This is a genomic window from Pseudomonas sp. CROZ-RG-20F-R04-15, from assembly GCF_022662375.1.
Taxonomy (GTDB): domain Bacteria; phylum Pseudomonadota; class Gammaproteobacteria; order Pseudomonadales; family Pseudomonadaceae; genus Aquipseudomonas.
This window is the reverse complement of the sequence record NZ_JAKNQL010000011.1, coordinates 1-20,339: the sequence shown is the minus strand read 5'-3', so window position 1 is coordinate 20,339 and position 20,339 is coordinate 1. Positions and strand designations below refer to the sequence as shown.

General features: G+C 58.8%; 14 protein-coding genes and 3 pseudogenes. 5 read left to right on the top strand and 12 right to left on the bottom strand.

Annotated elements, in window-relative coordinates; all coding sequences use genetic code 11:
- Window positions 1–24: 24 nt before the first annotated feature.
- The 3 genes from L8H52_RS17405 to L8H52_RS17395 all read right to left on the bottom strand — a co-directional run bounded on the left by L8H52_RS17405 (window position 25) and on the right by L8H52_RS17395 (window position 3,975).
- Complete coding sequence (locus tag L8H52_RS17405; protein WP_242208120.1) at window positions 25–1,542, bottom strand: glycosyltransferase family 39 protein; 1,518 nt, start codon at window positions 1,540–1,542, stop codon at window positions 25–27.
- A complete protein-coding gene (gene arnT / locus L8H52_RS17400; RefSeq protein WP_242208121.1) occupies window positions 1,539–3,254 on the bottom strand; it encodes a lipid IV(A) 4-amino-4-deoxy-L-arabinosyltransferase in 1,716 nt (571 codons plus the stop codon). Before arnT ends, L8H52_RS17405 begins: the two co-directional genes overlap by 4 nt.
- 64 nt (window positions 3,255–3,318) lie before the next feature.
- Window positions 3,319–3,975, bottom strand: a complete 657-nt coding sequence (locus tag L8H52_RS17395) for a histidine phosphatase family protein (RefSeq protein WP_347340754.1) — start codon at window positions 3,973–3,975, stop codon at window positions 3,319–3,321.
- Window positions 3,976–4,322: 347 nt separating this feature from the next.
- On the opposite strand from L8H52_RS17395, the gene L8H52_RS17390 reads away from it, so the two are divergent.
- The gene (locus L8H52_RS17390; protein ID WP_242208122.1) at window positions 4,323–5,627 is read left to right on the top strand and encodes a HAMP domain-containing sensor histidine kinase; all 1,305 of its coding nucleotides are present in this window, start codon (window positions 4,323–4,325) and stop codon (window positions 5,625–5,627) included.
- Here L8H52_RS17390 and L8H52_RS17385 read toward each other — a convergent pair.
- The 5 genes from L8H52_RS17385 to L8H52_RS17365 form a co-directional block, all read right to left on the bottom strand.
- Window positions 5,585–6,136, bottom strand: coding sequence for a PqiC family protein (locus L8H52_RS17385; protein ID WP_242208123.1), 552 nt, complete (start codon window positions 6,134–6,136; stop codon window positions 5,585–5,587). The genes L8H52_RS17390 and L8H52_RS17385 overlap by 43 nt on opposite strands.
- A 17-nt stretch (window positions 6,137–6,153) precedes the next feature.
- On the bottom strand, window positions 6,154–7,809 hold the full coding sequence (locus L8H52_RS17380; protein WP_242208124.1) for an MlaD family protein: 1,656 nt from the start codon (window positions 7,807–7,809) through the stop codon (window positions 6,154–6,156).
- Between the two features lie 233 nt (window positions 7,810–8,042).
- Window positions 8,043–9,344, bottom strand: coding sequence for an FAD-binding oxidoreductase (locus tag L8H52_RS17375; RefSeq protein WP_242208125.1), 1,302 nt, complete (start codon window positions 9,342–9,344; stop codon window positions 8,043–8,045).
- Window positions 9,341–10,429: a polyamine ABC transporter substrate-binding protein gene (locus L8H52_RS17370; protein ID WP_242208126.1), complete on the bottom strand. Its 1,089-nt coding sequence runs from the start codon at window positions 10,427–10,429 to the stop codon at window positions 9,341–9,343. The genes L8H52_RS17375 and L8H52_RS17370 overlap by 4 nt, the downstream gene beginning before the upstream one ends.
- A gap of 158 nt (window positions 10,430–10,587) precedes the next feature.
- Window positions 10,588–11,946 (bottom strand): glutamine synthetase family protein, encoded by a 1,359-nt coding sequence (locus L8H52_RS17365; protein ID WP_242208127.1) that lies wholly within the window; start codon window positions 11,944–11,946, stop codon window positions 10,588–10,590.
- Between the two features lie 162 nt (window positions 11,947–12,108).
- On the opposite strand from L8H52_RS17365, the gene L8H52_RS17360 reads away from it, so the two are divergent.
- The 4 genes from L8H52_RS17360 to L8H52_RS17345 all read left to right on the top strand — a co-directional run bounded on the left by L8H52_RS17360 (window position 12,109) and on the right by L8H52_RS17345 (window position 17,022).
- Entirely contained in the window at window positions 12,109–13,008 is a 900-nt protein-coding gene (locus tag L8H52_RS17360) for a helix-turn-helix domain-containing protein (RefSeq protein ID WP_242208128.1), read from the top strand.
- 90 nt (window positions 13,009–13,098) lie between these two features.
- The gene (locus L8H52_RS17355) at window positions 13,099–13,608 is read left to right on the top strand and encodes a sigma-70 family RNA polymerase sigma factor (protein ID WP_242208129.1); all 510 of its coding nucleotides are present in this window, start codon (window positions 13,099–13,101) and stop codon (window positions 13,606–13,608) included.
- Entirely contained in the window at window positions 13,608–14,555 is a 948-nt protein-coding gene (locus tag L8H52_RS17350; protein ID WP_242208130.1) for a FecR domain-containing protein, read from the top strand. Before L8H52_RS17355 ends, L8H52_RS17350 begins: the two co-directional genes overlap by 1 nt.
- A gap of 67 nt (window positions 14,556–14,622) precedes the next feature.
- Entirely contained in the window at window positions 14,623–17,022 is a 2,400-nt protein-coding gene (locus L8H52_RS17345) for a TonB-dependent siderophore receptor (RefSeq protein WP_242208131.1), read from the top strand.
- A 47-nt stretch (window positions 17,023–17,069) separates the two neighbouring features.
- Here the strand turns inward: L8H52_RS17345 and L8H52_RS17340 are convergent.
- The 4 genes and pseudogenes from L8H52_RS17340 to L8H52_RS17325 all read right to left on the bottom strand — a co-directional run bounded on the left by L8H52_RS17340 (window position 17,070) and on the right by L8H52_RS17325 (window position 19,940).
- Window positions 17,070–18,018, bottom strand: a pseudogene (locus tag L8H52_RS17340) (LacI family DNA-binding transcriptional regulator).
- Between the two features lie 120 nt (window positions 18,019–18,138).
- Window positions 18,139–18,525 (bottom strand): annotated as a pseudogene (locus L8H52_RS17335) (GH32 C-terminal domain-containing protein); the annotation flags it as partial.
- A 90-nt stretch (window positions 18,526–18,615) separates the two neighbouring features.
- Window positions 18,616–19,522: pseudogene (locus tag L8H52_RS17330) on the bottom strand (Y-family DNA polymerase); the annotation flags it as partial.
- A complete protein-coding gene (locus tag L8H52_RS17325; RefSeq protein WP_110718481.1) occupies window positions 19,515–19,940 on the bottom strand; it encodes a S24 family peptidase in 426 nt (141 codons plus the stop codon). The pseudogene L8H52_RS17330 and the gene L8H52_RS17325, both read right to left, overlap by 8 nt.
- Window positions 19,941–20,339 lie beyond the last annotated feature (399 nt).

Genomic DNA, 20,339 nt, shown 5'->3' with positions numbered 1-20,339 from the left:
CGTGCGTCATTTCACGTCAGGTGTTCAGGAGGGATTGGGCAGGTAGGCGACGCTCTGGTCCTGGCGGCCGTGGAACACCTGTTCACCGCGAGTCGGCGTGGTAGTGATGGTTCGGTGGTCGGCGCTGAGGTAGTCGAGCGGCAGCGGATCGCCGCTTCGATATTGCGCAACGATGATGGTGCGTTGCGGGTCCCAGTGCTGGCCGCTGCTGCGCTCTAGCCAGGCCCACATCGCCGCGCTGTCGCCCGCACGGGGGAAGTCTGCGGTTTCTGCCACATAGTAGAAGGGCGCGCCGCCGGTTTGCAGGTACATCGGCACTTTGTTGTCGACCTCGATCATGACCATACGCCACTGATTCAGTGGTGCCTGTTGGCTGGCCTGCTCGCGCACGGTTTCGCCGAAACGGATCACGCCGCCACCGCTATTGGTCCATGGATACAGTATGCCGAGCACACCGGCCATCAAGGTCGTAGCGATCGCAAAACCGATTTTCAAGCCTCGCCCTTCGAGATTGCGCGCCGCCATGCGCCGGGTGATCCACCACGCACCGAGCAGTTGCGCGAAGGGCACCAGTGGCAACACGTAATAGCTGCGCCGACTGCCGCTGGCGGTGAAAAACAGCAGCAACAGACCTAGCCCCTGAATCAGCCAGCGGGTGTCTGGTTCGATGTTTCGCCAGTTTCGCAGCGCCACCCACAACGCAATGAGCCAGCACGGCGCCCATGGCAGGGTGTAGACCGGCAGGTACAACAAATAGGTGTAAATCGGCCCGATGTTGTCGAACGGCTGGAAAAACCGCACGACGTTTTCTCGCAACACCAGATCCAGGCCGCTTTGCCGATAGTCAGGCGATCCATAGACATGTGAGAGCAGGAACGGCGTCATGTAGAACGCCCCGGCGATCAGCAATGCGGCGAACAAACGCCGATTGAGATGGCGTTTCCAGCGCTGGCCTTGCAGCAGATGCGGCAGCAACACCAGCCCCGGCAGAATGAAACCGATCAGTCCCTTGAACAGCGACGTCAGCGACAGCAGGGCGAAAAACACCACGTAACGCCCCAGCCGAGTGTCATCCGGCCCGCGCCAGTACCACCAGACCGCCGCCAGGACCCCGCAGACCGTGAGAATGTCGGCCGTGGCGACCCGCGCCCAGAAGACAAAATAGAACGTCGTCGCCAGCATCCATCCGGAAATCAAGCCGGTGCCCTTGCGGAACAGCTGCTCGCCCAGCAAATACACCAGCCACACGCTGAGCCACGCTGAAATCACCGAGGACAAACGCAGTGACCACGGCCCCAGCCCGCCAGTCAGCCAGGACGAAGCCGTGATCAGCCAATACGACAGCAGTGGTTTGTCGTAGTACGGATCGCCCTTGAGATAGGGGTCGAAGTAGTTACCGCTCTGCAGCATCTGCAAGGCGATATTGGCCCAACGGGTTTCCGCGCCCCACAGTTCGCGACTGCCCAGCCCGAGCAGCAGCATCAGGGCAGTCGCGGACAGCAGAATCCATAACGCCCTGCGTTCTTGGGCCGTGGCGGTCATGGCTGGCGCTTGGCAAAGATGTAGATCTGCAGGTTGCCACGCTGGTAATGCGTACCGTCGGCCGGCAACAATTCGATTTCCTGGGCTTCCTGCGTGCTGTTGACGCGCATCACCACCGCCACCGAGCCTTTTTTGCGCGCGTCAGTCATCCACTGACCGACATCGTCCAGACCGACCTTGCGGGCAGCCATGGCCGGATCGTCGAGGCCGTATTTCAGTTCACCGACGGTATTGAACAGATCCACTTGCGGCCGCTTCAGACGCCACGCCAAGGCCGACGCGGCGCCCAGATCGTTACTCAACAACGACGAGGTTTCGCTCAAGGCCTGTTGATGCTCGGCAATAAACTGGTCGGGCATCTTGCTGTCGACGATCGTTGCCGGCATGGCGGCGGGCAGCAAGGCAACCAACAGGCCAATGCCGAGCGCCGGCATGGCCCACATCGTCAGCGGTCGCATGATTTGCAGAGCGTTGGCGATGATCCAGCCGATCAGCACGATAAACACCAGCGACAGGCTGAACATCTCGGTGTGTTCGTAGACTTCTTTAGTGGCCTGCAGATAGATCAGCGCAATCAGGGCAACGCTGGCCAGAACCGTATTGATCACGCCGTTGAGGCGCAAAGCCTTGGTGTGGCGCTGCTCCAGCCATTTCACCACGGTGTGGCCCATGAGCAAGGCCAGCGGCAACAGGCACGGCATGATGTAGGTCGGCAGTTTGCCGCTGCTCAGACTGAAGAAGGCCAGCGGCAACACAAACCACAGCGCCAGAAACGCAGTTTTTGCCTCGCGCTTTTCGCGCCATGTGCGGATCAACGTCGACGGCAACAGCACGGCCCACGGCAATGTCGCAGCAAATAGCAACGGCAGGTAGAACCACCATGGCCGCGCATGCTGGGCATCATCGCCCGCAGCGAAACGGCGAATGTGTTCATGCCAGAAGAAGAACCGCCAGAAGTCCGGTTCACGAACGTGTACGGCCAATGCCCACGGCACACTGATCAGCGCAGCGACCAGCACCGCCACCAGACCGTAGCGCAGCAGTTCGCCGAAGCGGCGCTGCCAGATCATGTAGGGCAGGGCGATCAGCACCGGCAGCAGCAGGGCCAGAAAGCCCTTGGTCATCAGGCCCATGCCGCAAGCAGCGCCGAGCAATGCCCAACTGCCAAGGCGCGCCTTTGCGGTAGTGCTGTCGATGGCAAACCACACCGCGACCAGACTGAGGTTGACCCACAAAGTGAACTGCGGATCGAGGTTGGCGTAACCGGCCTGGCCGGCGATCAGACCAAAACTCATGTAGAGCAAGGCACAGGCAGCGCTGATGCGCGGGTTGTTCCAGAGCCTGCGCGCCAACAGATAGGCGAGCCAGACGCTGACCCCCGTGCTGACGGCCGAAGCGATGCGCACACCGAACAGGTTGTCGCCGAAAATCGCCTGGCCGATGGCGATCATCCAGTAGCCAGCGATTGGTTTCTCGAAGTAGCGAATACCCATGAAATGCGGCGCGACCCAGTTGCCGCTCAGGAGCATTTCCTGGCTGATCTGGCCATAACGGGTTTCATCGGGGATCCACAGCCCGTGGGTCATCAGCGGCAATAGATAAAACAGCACAAACGCCAGAATCAGCCCGGGGATCGCCCAGCGTTCGACCAGCGACGGGGATTGCAGCAAATGACGGGCAGCGTGGCGCAACGGTGGGTTATCGGACGTCATGACTGAGCCTTGGGGCGAATAAAAAAGTATCTGGCTTAAAACACTGGAAGCCGTGGCGGTTTTTTCATTGGTTATGTGTGACGTCTAATGTCTGCCAGAACGGCGTATTGATAATGCCCAGCACTGTAAGTTGTTTCTGGTTATCAATTCGTACAAGTAAGGTACTTCCATACTCCGCGGCAATCGCGTGAGGAAAACCGGTCTGTTTTTCAAAATCACTGATGCAACCGCTGTGGGTGACCAGCACAAGATTCTGCTGCGCCACTTTGCGCGCGATGATTTCATCGCGAAGTGTTGGTCCGCAGGTGGCCAGCCAGTCTTCGGCGAGGGCCTCGTGGCCGAACATGTAATGCGCGGTTTGCGCCGTACGGGTCAGCGGGCTGCTCAACACTGCAGCCTGTTGCATCCCCAATCTGACGAAGCCTTGGCCGACCTCTTGCGCCGCGCTGCTGCCCACTTCGGTAATGCCATCCGCCGGGCCCAGGCAGGTATTGCTCGACCGGTCGCAGCGTTCGGTGTGCCGCACCAGCGCAACGACTTCACCGGCCCGCCAGGCTTTTATCCATTCAGCGGTGGTGCTGCGCCCGGCATGATCGAGGTCGGTCGGCGAGCGTGGCCACCAGACAAAACCACTGACCAGAATGGCCACGACCACGACACACACCAGTGCAATCCATAGCCGAAAGCGCGGCGTACGCCGGTAGCGGAATAAACTTTTCAATTGAAATAATTGCGCCACAATGTTGCCTCTTTAAACGCCGGATAGTTCATTCAGTGCAACGCAAGGCTTGGGCAGCGAGCAACTTTACGACTGTTTACTTGAATGCAGGCTGAACACTACGTTTACACACGTTGGGGCGCAGTGAAGAACATGTGAAAAAAATGCCAGAAGTTGATCGGTGCAACTAAATCGGCTATTTGATAAATAAACTCAAATACTGTTTTTATTCATCGAGGGCCTTACCCGGCGTTCACCGTTGCGGTGAAGCTCTGTCCTGTCGAGTAACGGCCTGGCCTGGTCTATCGTTGCCTTGACGCCGGACAACCACACAGGAGCCACCCGAGCGCATGGATCTCAAGCAAAGCCTGACGAAACGGATCGTGATTGTATTTGCCCTGATGAGCGCCTTCGTCGCGGGTGTATTTGCATTGGGCATCGTCGCCACCGTGCATGTGGTCGAGCGCAAGTTGACCAGCACCACCCTCAGCGGCGGTCTGCGTCGTTTGCTGGCAATGGACGACATCAGTCTGTGGAGCCACACACCGGAAAAAAGCGAACTGTTTTTCTTCGAGGGTGGCAAGGGGCCGCTGGCGCTGACCGAGCAACTGGCGGCGCTGCCGATGGGGTTTCAGGAAATCAGATTCCATAACGATGACTTCTACGCGATGGTCGAAGCCGTCGGCGGTCGCAAATACGTGCTGTTGCGCGACCAGGAAAGCCTCGAACAGCGTGAGCGCCTGCTGTTTATTGTGGTGATTGTCGGATTTATCCTGAGCATCGTTTTGGCGCTGGTGCTTGGGCGATTGCTCGCACGAAGGGTCATGGCACCGGTGATTCGACTGGCGCAACAGGTGCGCCATCGCGATCAGCTCATTGAGGTCGCGCCGCCATTGCACCCCGATTACGCCGCAGATGAAGTCGGCGAACTGGCGCTGTCATTCGATCAGACGTTAGGCCGCCTGCGGGCCACTTTGAGTCGGGAAAAACTCTTCACCAGCGACGTCAGCCATGAATTGCGCACGCCGCTGATGGTGCTGGCGACCTCCTGTGAGCTGCTGCTGGTCAACCCGTCACTCGATGCCCGTTCAACGGCACAAGTCAGCCGGATTGCCCGGGCCAGTCACGAGATGCGCCAATTGGTCGAAACCTTTTTGATGCTTGCACGCAAGCCTGAAGAAGTCAGTGTGCAGTCGACTTGCACCTTGAAGGACATCGCCGATGCGCAGACTGAAGTTTGGGGACGTTTGATTCGCGAAAAAGGTCTGGAGTTTATCTACGATCCTCAATTCGCCGGCGCAGCGCGTTTCAATCTGACCTTCCTGCAATCAGTGATGGGCAATCTGTTGCGCAACGCCTGGCATTACACCGACCACGGTTACGTACGCCTGACCCTCAACGAAAACAGTTTTGTGGTCGAAGACAGCGGCATCGGCATCCCCGAAGAGCAACGCCACGCGATGTTTCAGCCCTTCGTGCGCGGTGATGAACAGCGCGGGGAAGGGCTCGGCCTGGGGCTTTCGCTGGTGCAGCGGATCTGCACGCAGCAACACTGGCGCGTGCAACTCACCACCCGCGAACCGAATGGCTGTCGCTTCACGGTAACGCTGTGTCAGGAAGAGGGCGGACAGCCGCGCGGGTTGCCTGCCGCCTGACTGATCAACGCAGCGAGGCGTTTGACGTTGTTCTGCTGGGCGCTGACCAGTTCGTCGATGCTCGGCCCCGAAGGTGTTTGCAAGGTTGAGCGACAGGTCACCAGTTCACTGTCGGTATCACCCAATGGCCGCAACCGCCATTTGGCATCGATCAAGGCGTATTGGCCGGGAATCGAATCGAAGCGCTGCACCTCGATGCGCACCGAGACATTGCCACGCCCGCTGGTGTTGTTCAACTGATCGATCAGCGCACTGCGCAATTCATCGGCAAGACTCGCGCCCCACCATTCAGTCTCCAGAATCGCCAGACCGCTATTGCCCTGGCGAATGACGATTTGCGGGCGATCAACTTGCGGCGGCACGCTGATGCCTTCAATCGGGATTTGCGCCCCGGCGCGGCTGCTGCCCGGTTGCACCGGAGTCAGCGTATGAAAGCTGATCGGGTCGCTGCGGCAAGCGCCCAGCAACATGAAAGCAGCGAGCACGGTGATCTTCAGCGGTAAAGCCATTGAGTTAGCTCCTGTGCTCAATTGCGTGGCGGTCCTTTCAGGTCCAGCGGTGCGGCGTTGTCGGGACGGCCACGAATCAGCGATTCCGGGTGACGACCGAGATAGTCGGAGAGCTCACGCAGGGAGCGCGACATACGCCCGAGTTCGTCGAGAGTCTCGGTGAGTTTCTCGCGCTGCGGTGAGTCCTCGGCCAGGGTCGAGCTGGCAGACTGCAAGGTCTTGCTGACATCAGCGAGAGTGCTCTGCACGCCCGGCAAGGTCTTGGCGTTGAACTGGGCCAGGCCTTTGCGCAGTTCGACCAGATTGCTGTCGAGGTTGCCGGCGATGCGTTCAATTGGCAGTGCGTTGATCTTGTTGACCATCGCTTCGAGTTTTTCCTGCAACTGTTCGAGGCTGCCCGGGATGGTCGGGATGCTGATCGGTCGGGCGGTGGCGTCAAACGCGACTTTCGGCGCTTTCGGGTAGAAATCCAGAGCGATGTACAACTGGCCGGTGAGCAGGTTGCCGTTGCGTGCCTGGGCGCGCAATCCGTTTTCGATGAAGGTGCCGAGCAGGCGCGCGCCGGTGGCTTCGTCGTTTTCGTCGCCATTGAATGCCTTGAGCATTTTCTGATGCGCCCGGCCCAGACGCTGCGGATAAATGACGATGCCGACGTTGACCGGGAACGTACGTTTGACTTCGTCGAAGTCCAGATTGACCGCCACCACGCGACCGATCTCGACACCGAGGAACTCGACCGGCGCATCGACTTTGAGCCCACGCAAGGCCTGATCGAAACGCAGGCTCAGGTATTGCGCCTTGCCGTTGGGCGGGGCGAGGGCGGCGGTCTGATCGGCGAAGAGCTCGAAGTCTTTGTTTTCTGCAGCGACACTATCGTTGGGGCTGTAATCCGGTGCCCGGAAGGCGATGCCGCCAACCAGCAGGGTCGACAGTGATTCGGTTTTCACCGCAAAACCGTTGGCGCCGACGCTGACATCCACGCCACTGGCGTTCCAGAAACGGGTGTTTTCGGTGACGTAGGCGTCGTTGGGTGAATGGATGAACACTTCGATGTTCACGCCTTTGCCATCAGGATCCAGCGCGTAGGAGACCACTTGGCCCACGGGGATCTTGCGGAAGTAGACCGGTGAACCGATGTCCAGCGAGCCCAGGTCGGCGGTGTGCAACGAGAATGTCTTGCCGGGTTCGCCATAGGTGATCGGTGGCGGGTTTTCCAGACCCTTGAAGTTCTTCGCGCGGTTATTGGCCTCGCCAATGTCGGCGCCGATGTAATCGCCGGAAAGCAGGGTGTCGATACCCGAGACGCCACCCGCACCAATCCGTGGGCGCACGACCCAGAACTGCGAGTCTTCGCGGGTAAACTCTTCGGCCTGCTTGGCCAGTTTGATCGTGGCGTTGACGCTTTTGTGATCGCTGGCCAGTTCCACATCCGAGACATGGCCGATCACCACATTGCGGTATTTGACTTCGGTCTTGTTGGCAGTCAGACCGTCCCCGGTCTTGAAGGTGACGGTGATGGTCGGGCCTTCCTGCAGGATGTTATGCACCACCAGCGAGATGCCCACCAGCACGGCAACGATCGGTACGATCCAGACGAGCGAGATGCCGAAACGGCGGGTTTTCACGGGGGCTTGGCCTGGTGCTCGCGGCTCGTCGGTGGCTGACGACTTCATCCATGTCCTCCTCGATTGATTGGGCACTGAGCGTCAGGAACGCAAAAGCACCTCATCAATATAGAAGTGCTTGGCGATAGAGCAAATGTGTATAGCGCGCATTGTTGGCAGGATGATCGTTCCCACGCTCTGCGTGGGAATGCCTCAAGGGACGCTCTGCGTCCAGTGACGCGGAGCGTCACGGGCTGCGTTCCCACGCAGAGCGTTGGAATGATCAGATCGCGACAGTGCTGTCAGCCGAGCATTTCCCGCAAGCGATACCAGAACATGCCCAGTGCCAGCAGCGGCGAGCGCAAGGCCGGGCCGCCGGGGAAGGTCATGTGCGGCACGCCGCTGAACACGTCCATGCCCTGACTGTGACCGGCGTGAATCGCCTCGCCGAGCAGTTTTGCGCACCAGTGCGTAACGTTCAGGCCATGGCCGGAATAACCCTGCGCGTAGAACACGTTCGGCTGTTGCTTGAGGCGACCGACTTGGGGGAAGCGGTTGGCGGTGATGCCGATCTTGCCGCCCCACTGGTAATCGATGCGCACGTCCGCCAGCTGCGGGAAGACTTTGAGCATCTTCGGTCGCATATAGGCGGCGATGTCCGCCGGATCGCGTCCGGAATAGTGGCAGGCACCGCCGAACAGCAGGCGTCGATCCGCCGAGAGTCGGTAGTAATCGAGGCCGACTTTCTGATCGCACACCGCGAGATTGTGCGGAATCAGTTGCGCGGCACGTTCCTCGGACAACGGTTCGGTGGCGATGATGTAGCTGCCGGCGGGCAGGACTTTGCCACTGAGTTGTTGTTCCAGTTCGTCCAGATGCGCATTGCAGCCGAGCACCAGACTGCCGGCACGCACTGAGCCCTTGGCGCAACGCACTTGCACGGTCGGACCGTGGATGATTTCCAGCACTTCGCTCTGCTCGAAAATCTTCACGCCGAGCGACGCTGCCAATCGCGCCTCGCCCTGCACCAGATCCAGCGGGTGCAGGTGCCCGGAACCCATGTCGACCAGTCCGCCGGCATAGATGTCGGAATTCACCACTTGCTGGCGGATCTGCTCCGCGCCGATCAGACGGGTTTCGTGGGCGTAACCGAGTTCGGCGAGGTCGACCAGCTCATCCTTGAAGGCAGCGAACTGCGCCGGGGTATTGGCCAGATCGCAGAAGCCCCAGCGCAGATCACATTCGATGCCGTTGTCGCCGATGCGCTGACGCACCAGTTCCACCGAATCGATGCCGGCGCGCTGCAAATAACGCACGCCTTCCTGGCCGACATATTTGGCGAAGCCTTCAACTTCATGACCAATCCCGCGAATCAACTGACCGCCGTTGCGCCCGCTGGCGCCCCAGCCGATACGCCGGGCTTCGATCAACACCACCGACAATCCGCGCTGAGCCAGCTCGATGGCGGTGTTGACCCCGGTGAACCCGCCGCCGATCACGCAGACATCGGCGGTCAGGTCAGCGTCCAATACCGGATAAGGTGTGGTCGCCCGCGCCGAAGCTGCGTAGTAGGAGCGAGCGTGTTCTTGGGTGTACTGATTCATTTGTTCGACTTCACTTTGCTCCAGGAGCGGGTCATCAGACGCATGATCGCCTGGGGCGGGGTGGTAGAAATGTAGAGTTTGTCGAGCACGGCTTGAGGTGGATAAACCTCTGGGTTGTTGACCAGTTCCGGATCCATGAACTGCTTGGCGGCCGGGTTCGGGTTGGCGTAACCGACCGAAGCGCTGACCTTGGCGATCACTTGTGGATCGAGCAGGTAATTGATGAAGGCGTGGGCTTCTTTGGTGTTGCTGGCGTCGGCCGGGATCGCCAACAGATCGAACCAGAGGTTGGCGCCTTCCTTTGGAATCGCGTAGGCGATGTTCACGCCGTTCTTGGCTTCCTTGGCGCGGTTGGCGGCCTGGAACACGTCGCCGGAATAACCGAAGGCTACGCAGATATCGCCGTTGGCCAGGTCCGACACGTATTTCGAAGAGTGGAAATAGGTGATGTATGGACGGATGCTCAGCAGTTTGGCTTCGGCTTTTTTGTAGTCTTCCGGGTTCTCGCTGCGCGGGTCCATGCCCATGTAATTAAGCACGGCAGGGAAGACTTCGTCGGCGGAGTCCATCATCGACACGCCGCACTGGGTGAGTTTCTTCAGGTTCTCGGGTTCAAACAGCACGGCCCAGGAATCGATGTGGTCGATGCCCAGCACTTGTTTGACCTTGTCGACGTTGTAGCCGATGCCGTTGGTGCCCCACAGGTACGGCACCGAGTGTTCGTTACCCGGGTCGTTCTTTTCCAGCAGTTCGAGCAGCTTCGGATCGAGGTTCTTGAAGTTCGGCAACTGCGAGCGATCGAGTTTGAGGAACGCGCCGGCCTTCACCTGACGAGCAAGAAAGTGGTTGGACGGCACGACCACGTCATAGCCGGTGCGGCCGGCGAGGAGTTTGCCTTCGAGGGTTTCGTTGGAGTCGAAAACATCGTAGATCACCTTGATCCCGGTTTTGCTCTGGAAGTCGGCGAGGGTGGTTTCGCCGATGTAGTCGGTCCAGTTGTAGACGCTGACCTGGGGTTGGGCTTGGGCTACAGCGCTGAACAGCACGCTCAGGGCGACCGGGAGTACGGATTTCAACAGACGCATTTCGACACCTCTTCTTATAATGATCGTTCCCACGCTCTGCGTGGGAATGCCTCAACGGACGCTCCGCGTTCGGCTTTGGATAGGACGCGGAGCGTCCCGGGCTGCATTCCCACGCAGAGCGTGGGAACGATCGACACAGGGGGATCTTTTGGGTTGGGTTAGACGCTGAGCATCAGGAACTCACGCTCCCACGAGCTGATCACGCGCTTGAAATTTTCATGCTCGGCACGCTTCACCGCGACATAGCCCCGGACGAATTTGTCGCCCAGGTACTGCGCAACGGTCTCGCACTCTTCCATTTGTGTCAGCGCTTCTTCGATGGTGATCGGCAGGCGCAGGTTGCGACGCTCGTACGCACGGCCCTGTACGGCAGCGCTCGGCTCGATGCCTTCGACCATGCCGATGTACCCGCAGAGCAGGCTCGCAGCAATCGCCAGATACGGGTTGGCATCTGCGCCCGGCAAGCGGTTTTCCACGCGCATGGCCTCTGGGCTGGAAGTCGGCACGCGCAGGCCGACGGTGCGGTTTTCTTCGCCCCATTCGACGTTGACCGGCGCCGAGGTGTCCGGCAGGAAGCGGCGGAACGAGTTGACGTTGGGCGCAAACATCGGCAGCACTTTCGGGATGTACTTCTGCAAACCGCCGATGTAGTGCAGGAACAGTTCGCTCATCTGCCCATCTTCATTGGCGAAGATTGGTTTGCCGGTGGCGATGTCGACCACACTCTGGTGAATGTGCATGGCACTGCCCGGCTCATCGCCGATCGGCTTGGCCATGAACGTCGCGGCGACGTTGTGCTTGAGCGCAGCCTCACGCATGGTGCGTTTGAACACGGTGATCTGGTCAGCCAGATCCAGCGCGTCGCCGTGACGGAAGTTGATTTCCATCTGCGCCGGGCCGTCCTCGTGAATCAAGGTGTCGAGATCCAGACCTTGCAGTTCGCACCAGTCGTAGACGTCTTCGAACAGCGGATCGAATTCGTTGGCGGCATCGATCGAGAACGACTGCCGGCCACTTTCCGCACGGCCCGAGCGGCCCAGCGGTGCCTTGAGCGGCAAGTCCGGGTCTTCGCAGCGTTGGGTCAGGTAAAACTCCATTTCCGGCGCCACAATCGGCTTCCAGCCTTTGTCGGTGTAGAGCTGCAAGACTTTCTTCAGCACGTTGCGCGGCGACAGTTCGATCGGGTTGCCGAACTTGTCGAAGGTGTCGTGGATGACGATGGCGGTCGGTTCGATCGCCCACGGAATCACGTAGACCGCGTCAGCCACTGGCTTGCAGACCATGTCGATGTCGGCAGGATCGAGCAGGTCGTAGTAGATGTCGTCGTCGACAAAATCCCCGGTTACCGTTTGCAGCAGCACACTTTCCGGCAGGCGCATGCCGCGCTCATGCAGGAACTTGTTGGTCGGTGCGATCTTGCCGCGGGCGATGCCGGTCAGGTCGCTGACCACACATTCGACTTCGGTAATCTTGTGATCTTTCAGCCACGTGAACAGCTGATCGAAAGGGGCATTCATAAAGACCTCGTTATTGGTTTTATAGACGCCGGGGAGGGCGGGTTTCATCTTCCGCCCCTTCCCCTGTGGCGCGTTGACGACTATCTTGGGCGAGCCTTGCAGTTCCATCTATCCACTTTAAGCAGCACCAAAGCGCACCAAAAGAGTGCGCAAGGTCACCCCATGACGACGTGCAATCCGCTACAAGTCCAAGCGTTCAACACCGCCGATGTCGCCGAACAAGTCCGTGTTACACCGGGCTGGGTCCAGCATTACCAACAAATGTCGCCGGGCCATTTCGCCGGGCAGATCCGCTATCTGGATCTGCAAGGCGTCGAGGTCTACGAAGAGCAGATGAACACCCGGGTCGAGCAGAATTTCAGCGCGCCGTCGGGTGCTTTGGCGTTCTGTTTTGATCGCAGCGACAACGCGCTGTACCTGCTCAACGAAGACAGCCGCAACATCTGGATCACTCCGGAGAACTACCAGGAAATCGCCGTGGTGTTCGGCCCGCAATTCGTCCTTCAGCACGGTTTGAATGTGGCGAAACTTGAAGGGTTGTTCATGACCCAACTCAACTGCGGACAGAACGCCTTGTTCAGTCGCTGGTTAAGCTCGACTCTCACGAAGGTGTCGCAAGCTGTTGATCTGCTTGATAAAGATGCACTGACTCAGCAGCTGCTGGAAGACTGTTTGTTCATTCTCGACAACGCTCATACCAGCCTCGATCGCGGCGGGTTACAGAAACGTAGCGAAGAACGGATGATCATGAAACGGGTAGGCGAGTGGGCGGCGGATTCGCCGGAAGACACGGTCAATCTGCTTGAGCTTTCGCAGGTGGCAGGGGTGCCATTGCGGCAATTGCAGCAGGCATTCAAGGCCTATACCGGGATGACGCCAAGTCACTGGCTGCGCCTGCGCCGGTTGAACAGCGCACACCGCGAATTGCTCAAGCGACGGCCCACGGAAACTACGGTGGCCGAGGTGGCGATGCACTGGTCGTTCTGGCATTTGGGAAGGTTTTCAAGCAGTTATCGGGCATTGTTCAAGGAGTTTCCGAGTGAAACGCTGAAGCGCTCATAAAACGCGCGGGATAAAAAGGCTTTGTGTCGGCGAGCGAGTTAAATAGAATCAGTCTCATTTGAATTCTTACTTCGCGCCGGGACTCTTGAGATGACTGAAGCAGCGACGCCCTCGCCGCAGCACCTGCACGAACTGTATCGCGATCATCGCGGCTGGCTGGAAACCTGGCTGCGCCGACGCATGGGCAACGCGTGGGATGCGGCTGACCTCAGTCAGGACACCTTCTTGCGCGTGCTGTGCAGCGCTCAGCCGATTGCCGACATGCGCGAGCCGCGCGCTTATCTGCTGACTGTGGGCAAACGCTTGCTGAGCAATTTCTACACCCGCCGCAGTCTGGAAAAAGCCTACCTCGAAGCACTGGCGCAATTGCCGGAGGAGTGCGCGCCGTCGCCCGAGCAGCGTTGGCTGCTGCTGGAAACCCTGCAAGCGCTCGACGAATTACTCGATGGTTTGCCACGACCGGTGCGTCGGGCGTTTTTGTGGAGTCAGCTTGAGGGCCTCGGTTATCGCGAGATTGCCGAGCGCTTGCAGGTTTCCGATCGCACCATAAAACGTTACATGGCAATGGCTTACGAGCATTGCTTGATGTTGGATCTATGATGCGCATGGCGCCTGACGCAGACGCGCGCGAAGTTGCACGTGCCGCTGCGCAATGGCTGGCGTTACTCGAATCCGGTGATGCTTCCGATGACGATCATGCGCAATTGCAGCATTGGCGCAGCAGCGACAGTCGTCATGAAAACGCCTGGCAGAAGATTCAATTGCTGCGCCAGCGCTTTTCCAGTCTGCCGACAGAATTGGCCATGGCCACGCTGGATCGCCCGGATCTGGCGCGGCGTGCGGCACTGAAACGAGCGCTGGGTCTGGCGGCGTTGGTACCGACGGCGTGGTTGATCAGTCGTCAGTTGCCGCTCGACGTCTGGCGCGCCGATTTACAGACCGGCACTGGCGAGCACACCCGAACACGGTTGGCCGACGGCAGCACGGTGCAACTGAACACCGCCAGTGCGGTAAACGTCGATCTGGCCAGCCATCAGTTGACCCTGGTGCGTGGCGAAATGGCGCTCAACGTCCCCGGCAGCAGGGCGTTGACGGTCAACGCTGCGTACGGTCGGATCATCGTCAGCCGCAGCGAAATCTGTGTGCGCCTCAACGAGCGTGATTGCCACGTATCGGTGGTCAGCGGTTCGGTGCAATTGCAGCCGTTGCATGGGCCGGCGCTGAATTTGAACGCCGGGCAACAGGTCAGTCTGCAAGCTTCCGGCGCCGGACCGATCGCGCTGTTCGACGAAAAAATGCCGGACTGGCGTGACGGTGTGTTGATGGCGCAGAACCAACCGCTGGGGGATTTCCTGCGTGAACTGAGTCGCTATCGTCCGGGGCTGTTGCGCTGGGATCCGGCGCTGGAAGCGTTGCGCATCACCGGGAGTTTCCGCCTCGACAATACCGATCAAGTGCTTGCACTGCTCGCGGCGAGTCTGCCGATTGAAGTCCACACCCGTACGCGGTTCTGGGTTTCTCTTGCGCCTCGGCAAAATGTTGGCTGAAGCCTGTCCCTTTTTTTTGCCTCGCTGGTCATTCCAGGCAAGTGAACAAAATCGAGAGCTTCTTCCAATGCCCGCAGTATTCCCAAGTCGTTTGCGTCCGTTGTTGCAGTTGAGCCTCCTGCTGAGCCTGAGTGCCAGCCCGGTGTTGATCCAGTCGAGCTGGGCCGAAGACGCCCGGCGCAGTTATCAGGTGCCCGGCGGGAGTCTGAGTGCGGCGTTGACGCGCTTTGCCGGGTTGGCCGGGGTCAATCTGTCAGTCGATCCGGCGCTGGTCAGCGGGCGCAGCAGCAATGGTTTGTCCGGCGAGTTTGGCGTGGAGGAGGGGTTTACCCGGTTGTTGCTGGGCTCTGGTTTGCAACTGCAACCGGTGGGCGATCAGGCTTACACCCTGGTGCCTGCACCGGAGGCCGGCAGCCTGCAACTGGCGCCGACTTCGATCCTCGGTGCCAGTGATTCGACAGGCGCCGATGTCTTTGCCGGCGGGCAGGTAGCGCGTCGCGGTTCACAGGGTTTGCTCGGGTCGAAAGACTTCATGGAAACCCCGTTGAGCATGACTACCTACACTAGCGAGGCGGTGAAGAATCAGCAGGCGCGCACCTTGGGCGATCTGATTGCCAGCGATCCGTCGGTGCGCGCGACCAACCCGGCCGGTGGCCGCTACGAGCAGTTCACCATCCGTGGTTTCAGTCTGTTCAACAGTGACGTGGCCTATAACGGTCTCTATGGGGTGCTGCCGACTTACACGATCGACATGGAAATGGCCGATCGCGTCGACATCCTCAAAGGCCCGAGCCAACTCATCAACGGGATTTCGCCGAGAGGCAGTGTGGGCGGGGGGATCAACGTGGTACCCAAGCGCGCTACCGATAAGCCGATCACTTCGCTGACGGCCAATTACGCGTCGAATAATCAGGTCGGTGGTGCGGTGGATGTCGGGCGCCGTTTCGGTGAGGACAACCAGTTCGGCCTGCGTTTCAACGGCGTCAAACAGTCCGGTGATACCGAATGGGATGATCAAAGTGTCGACCGTGACATGGCCGTACTCGGCCTGGATTTTCGCGGTGAGCGCCTACGGCTTTCGACCGACATCGGCCACACCGAGCGCGACACCGACGCGCCGCAGGAGCGCGTGCAGGTCGCGGCCAATGCCAAGGTGCCCAACGCCAACGATGTGCGCGATAACTACGCGCAACCGTGGAGCCAGGCGCGGACCAAAGACACCTTCGGCACCGTCAACGCTGAGTTCGACGTCAGTGATTCGGTGATGGTGTACGGCGGCGTCGGTGCGCGAAAAAGTAATCATGACTTCCTCCGGCATGCGGTTTCCGTGACCAACGATGCTGGCGACTTCAGTGTGCAACCGCGTGATTTCACCCGTGACGAGAATGTCCGTACCGCCACGGCCGGTGTGCGCAACTGGTTCCACACCGGGCCTGTGAGCCACGAAGTCAATTTGGCGGCCAGCTACTTTTATATGGATTTCGAGAATGGCGGCGCACGTTATGCCGCAGGCCGAAGCAATTTGTACGACCCGGTGGAAACCGCCAAGCCGGGCACACCGACGCGCTACGACGCCAAGGTCTACACGGAAAACCGCTTCAGCGGCGTGGCGTTGTCCGACACCCTGGGCTTTTTCGACGATCGATTGCTGCTGACCCTTGGTGCGCGCTGGCAACGAGTGAAAGTCGACGACTGGAGCGATGACGTCAAAGGCGACACGGCTTACGACGAAGAAAAGGTCTCGCCATCGGGCGGGATTCTGTTCAAGGTTACGGACCGATTGTCGCTGTACGCCAATTACATGGAAGGCCTGAGCCAGGGCAAGATCGCGCCGTCGACGTCAGTCAACGAAGACGAAATCTTCCCGCCGTTTATCAGTCGTCAGGTCGAGGTGGGTGCCAAGTACGACGCCGGTTCGTATGCGTTGACGGCTGCCGTGTTCAGGATCAAACAACCGGCCTACGAAACCAACGCCACGACGCGTGTCTTCGGGCCGAACGGCAAACGACAGAACGACGGCGTGGAACTGAGTGTGTTCGGCGAACCGCTCAAAGGCTTTCGCTTGCTCGGCGGCGTGATGTACATCGACAGCGAGCTGACTCACACCACCAACGGCACCTTCGACGGCAATCGCGCGCCGGCGACGCCGAAATACAACGTCAATCTGGGCGCAGAGTGGGACGTGCCGACTGTGCCGGGCTTGACGCTGACAACACGGGGCATCTATTCGAGTTCGCAGTATCTGGATCAGTCCAACGAGAAGGAGATCGACTCTTGGGAGCGCTTCGATGTGGGTACGCGTTATGCCTTTAAGGTTGACGACAAGACCATCACCTTGCGCGGCAATATCGAGAATGTGCTGGACAAGCGTTATTGGAGTTCGGCCGGGGCCTCGGATGACAGCGAGCCGGGGTTGACGTTATCGACGCCGAGAACCTATCTGCTTTCAGCGACAGTGGATTTCTGATTCCACTCGGCAAGTCAAAAGCGTGCTATCAGCGAGCTGACCCAATCTTACAGTGATGTCCTGACCACCAATGGACAGTCGACTCGCTGGGTTCCCGATAGCTCCAGGGTCTCGATCAGATGCCGTGCAGCTTGGCGCCCAATCTCGTAGTACGGCAGTTGCACGGTAGTCAGCGGCGGGATGAACAACTCGGCAATGCCGATCATGTTGTCGTAGCCGAGGACGGCGACATCGTCGGGAATTTTCAGGCCACGCCCCAACAACAGCTGATAGGCACAAAAGGCGATACGGTCGTTGCCACAGATCAGAATATCGAATTGGGGACGACCATCAATGACATGCCGGTCGAGGATGGCGGCTGTTTCACTGTAGGCATCATGATCGGAAAGGTCGTATTGCAGGAGCGTGTCCGGCGCCAGCCCGAATGCCTGACAGGCACGCTGCAGGCCTTTTTGTCGCAGCCCCCCATGCCAGACTCTGTTTCGGCAGATTGATACACAGAGGACGCTTGTAGCCGAGGCTCAACGCGTGGTGTACGGCGCGATACTGGCCCATTTCGTCGTCGGGTACATAGCTGACGAGGCCGCTGTCATCTGCCAGGCAATTGGCGAGCACCAGAGGCTTGCTCTTCAAGCGCTCGGGAATGCTTACGTGACGAACCCCCATGGCGCTGAAGATCAATCCATCCGGACGGTGCGACAGCATCAGGTCAATGTTCTGGTCGGTGGGCGGGTTGCTGAGCAGGTTGAGGATAAAGACATTCCAGCCGGCTTGCTGCGCAGTTTGCTCAATGGACAGCAGCAGCTCGACCGCGAAAGGTGTGGTTGCAGTGTCCAGCGCGAACACACCGATGGTGCGCGACTGGAGGTTGTCACCGCGCATCTTGCGCGCTGACAGGCTGGGTACGAATTGCAGTTCATCAATGGCACGACGCACCCGTAGGAGGGTTTCGGGGCTCAGTTTTTCCGGAGTATTGAGCGCTCGAGACACCGTCATCAGGGACACGCCGGCCAGCTGTGCAACGTCTTTCACTGAAGTCATGCGAAGTGCGGCCGGTCAGGTTGACGCCGAATCATGACACAGGGCCCGGGCTTCTCGCGACCCGAATGACGCCGCTCATGACCATGCAGAACCGAGCGGCCATGCCTTGGCAATCGAGACGCGTCCGCCACTCCCGCTTGCCAGCAGCTTCACGCCCAGACTGTCGGAACGCGGATAGAGGCGACTGCTGAGGCTGAAACGGCCGTTTTCGTCGAACACCTCGATGGATGAGCGATCGAGGAACACGCGCAGCTCGAGTCGCTCTTGTGTCGGGTCTATCGAGACGCTGCGCTGGCCTGTGACTTGCGCACCCGAGCGGCTGCGGTCAAGCACCAGGCGCTGCAGTGACGCATCGTAATAGAGCAGGGTTTCTTCACGGCCATCGTCGCTGCAGCGCAAGGCGACTCCTAAATGGCCGTCAGTGCAGCCGAGCAGATCGAGATGCACATGGATTTCCAGCATGTCGCCGTTTACCTCCGGCACCCAGCGGGTTCCCGACGCTCCCCACCACGGCGTACCTGGCAATTGCGTCATTCGCAGCGCGGTGAGCACCTCTGGATTGAACATGCCTGTGCGAATGCTGACTCGAATTTTTTTGCACAGTGACTGCTGAGCCCTCAGTTTTTCTGCAGCTCTTTGCGTGTAGGTGGCGACGGCTTCCTTTATCGGTGGAAGCTCTTTCAGTCGTTGCCCGAACATTCGACTGCAGCAAATCTCCTGTTTAGGTGGATCTGGTTCATCGAGTTCCAAGCAGGGTGTCCCCGCCAACTCACGGGCAGTTTTCTCGATCACTACGCTGAAGTTTTTGCGCAACGTCCAAGGATCGGCTTTGGCGAGATCCATGGCGGTTTTGATGCCCATCGCATCCAGGTGAAGCTTCATTCGTCGCCCGACGCCCCATACTTCTGATACATCGGTATTGCGCAGTACCCAATCCCGCTTGGTGGAATCACAAATGTTCACGACACCACCCGTTTGTGCCTGCAACCGTTTGGCCGTGTGATTAGCCAGCTTGGACAGGGTTTTCGTGTGTGCGATACCGACGCCAACGGGAATACCTGTGGAGCGCAGAACTTGGTTACGAATCTGACGGCCGAGTCCATCTAGATTCTTAATGCCGGTGAGGTCTGCGAACGCTTCATCAATGCTGTAAACCTCCACAGCGGGCACCAGAGACTCAATAACGGTCATGACCCGTTCGCTCATATCTCCATAGAGCGCATAGTTGGACGAGAAGGGAACAATACCGTGCTGGCGAAGCTTCGCTTTGATTTGAAAGTACGGCTCACCCATTTTCACGAAAGGCTTAGCGTCGGCGGATCGAGCGATCACACAACCATCGTTGTTGGATAAAACCACTATCGGTACTCTGGCCAAATCCGGACGGAATACACGCTCACAGCTAGCGTAAAAAGCTGTTGCAGTCGATGAGGCCAAATACAGGCGGGGTGTTAGACATGGCTGCGTACGCTGCCGGTAATGACTCCCCAAATGGTCAACTCATCGCTTTCAAGGACGTAGCGTGGGGGAAATTTCGGGTTTTCAGACAGCAAGATGATTTCCTTGCCGCGCAGACACAGTCGTTTGCACACGGGATCGTTGTTCAACAGGGCAACCACGATATTCCCGTGAACAGGTTCAATAGAGCGATCCACAATCGCGAGATCTCCCTCAAAAATACCTGCACCCTGCATGCTGTCTCCAGAAATAGAAACAAGATAAACATGCGGTGCGCGGATGTTCAGGACCTCATCCAACGAGATGTGGGCTTCGATGTGATCTGCTGCGGGCGAAGGAAATCCCGCAGGCACACTCGAGAGACAAAGGGGCAGTTTTCGACCGCCCACGGCGATGGGGCCTAGGACTGAAAAGCTCATGACGCACGACTTCCGATACTGTACGAATATACAGTTAACGGGTTTGAGGCATTTTGGTCAATTTGAACCAGGAAAAATCTGACAGCCGGAAGAGCGATGGTGAGCGGAGATCCGCATTACCACCAACACTTGGGTGATTGGGTTTTGAAATCTTCCATTTTTTGAAGTGCGCAAGAAGTTGCGCAGTGCCTGCTCGATTTTCGACTGTTAAATCCTCTGAAGCCCATGTATTTAAAGGGCTACAGCCGAGTGCGCAACTTCTTGCACACCACTGCGCAAGAAGTTGCGCACTTCTTTCAAATTTTCCTTGGCTCGATGGCTAAAGATCGCGGTCGATTCACTGAAAGCCTTGTTTTATAAGGCTTAAATTGAAGTTGGCACGTATTTTGATGGCTCATA

Coding starts and splice junctions, on each gene's coding strand:
- L8H52_RS17405 (WP_242208120.1), bottom strand. CDS start 1,542: ATGACCGCCACGGCCCAAGAACGCAGGGCGTTATGGATTCTGCTGTCC.
- arnT (WP_242208121.1), bottom strand. CDS start 3,254: ATGACGTCCGATAACCCACCGTTGCGCCACGCTGCCCGTCATTTGCTG.
- L8H52_RS17390 (WP_242208122.1), top strand. CDS start 4,323: ATGGATCTCAAGCAAAGCCTGACGAAACGGATCGTGATTGTATTTGCC.
- L8H52_RS17385 (WP_242208123.1), bottom strand. CDS start 6,136: ATGGCTTTACCGCTGAAGATCACCGTGCTCGCTGCTTTCATGTTGCTG.
- L8H52_RS17380 (WP_242208124.1), bottom strand. CDS start 7,809: ATGAAGTCGTCAGCCACCGACGAGCCGCGAGCACCAGGCCAAGCCCCC.
- L8H52_RS17375 (WP_242208125.1), bottom strand. CDS start 9,344: ATGAATCAGTACACCCAAGAACACGCTCGCTCCTACTACGCAGCTTCG.
- L8H52_RS17370 (WP_242208126.1), bottom strand. CDS start 10,429: ATGCGTCTGTTGAAATCCGTACTCCCGGTCGCCCTGAGCGTGCTGTTC.
- L8H52_RS17365 (WP_242208127.1), bottom strand. CDS start 11,946: ATGAATGCCCCTTTCGATCAGCTGTTCACGTGGCTGAAAGATCACAAG.
- L8H52_RS17360 (WP_242208128.1), top strand. CDS start 12,109: ATGACGACGTGCAATCCGCTACAAGTCCAAGCGTTCAACACCGCCGAT.
- L8H52_RS17355 (WP_242208129.1), top strand. CDS start 13,099: ATGACTGAAGCAGCGACGCCCTCGCCGCAGCACCTGCACGAACTGTAT.
- L8H52_RS17350 (WP_242208130.1), top strand. CDS start 13,608: ATGCGCATGGCGCCTGACGCAGACGCGCGCGAAGTTGCACGTGCCGCT.
- L8H52_RS17345 (WP_242208131.1), top strand. CDS start 14,623: ATGCCCGCAGTATTCCCAAGTCGTTTGCGTCCGTTGTTGCAGTTGAGC.
- L8H52_RS17325 (WP_110718481.1), bottom strand. CDS start 19,940: ATGAGCTTTTCAGTCCTAGGCCCCATCGCCGTGGGCGGTCGAAAACTG.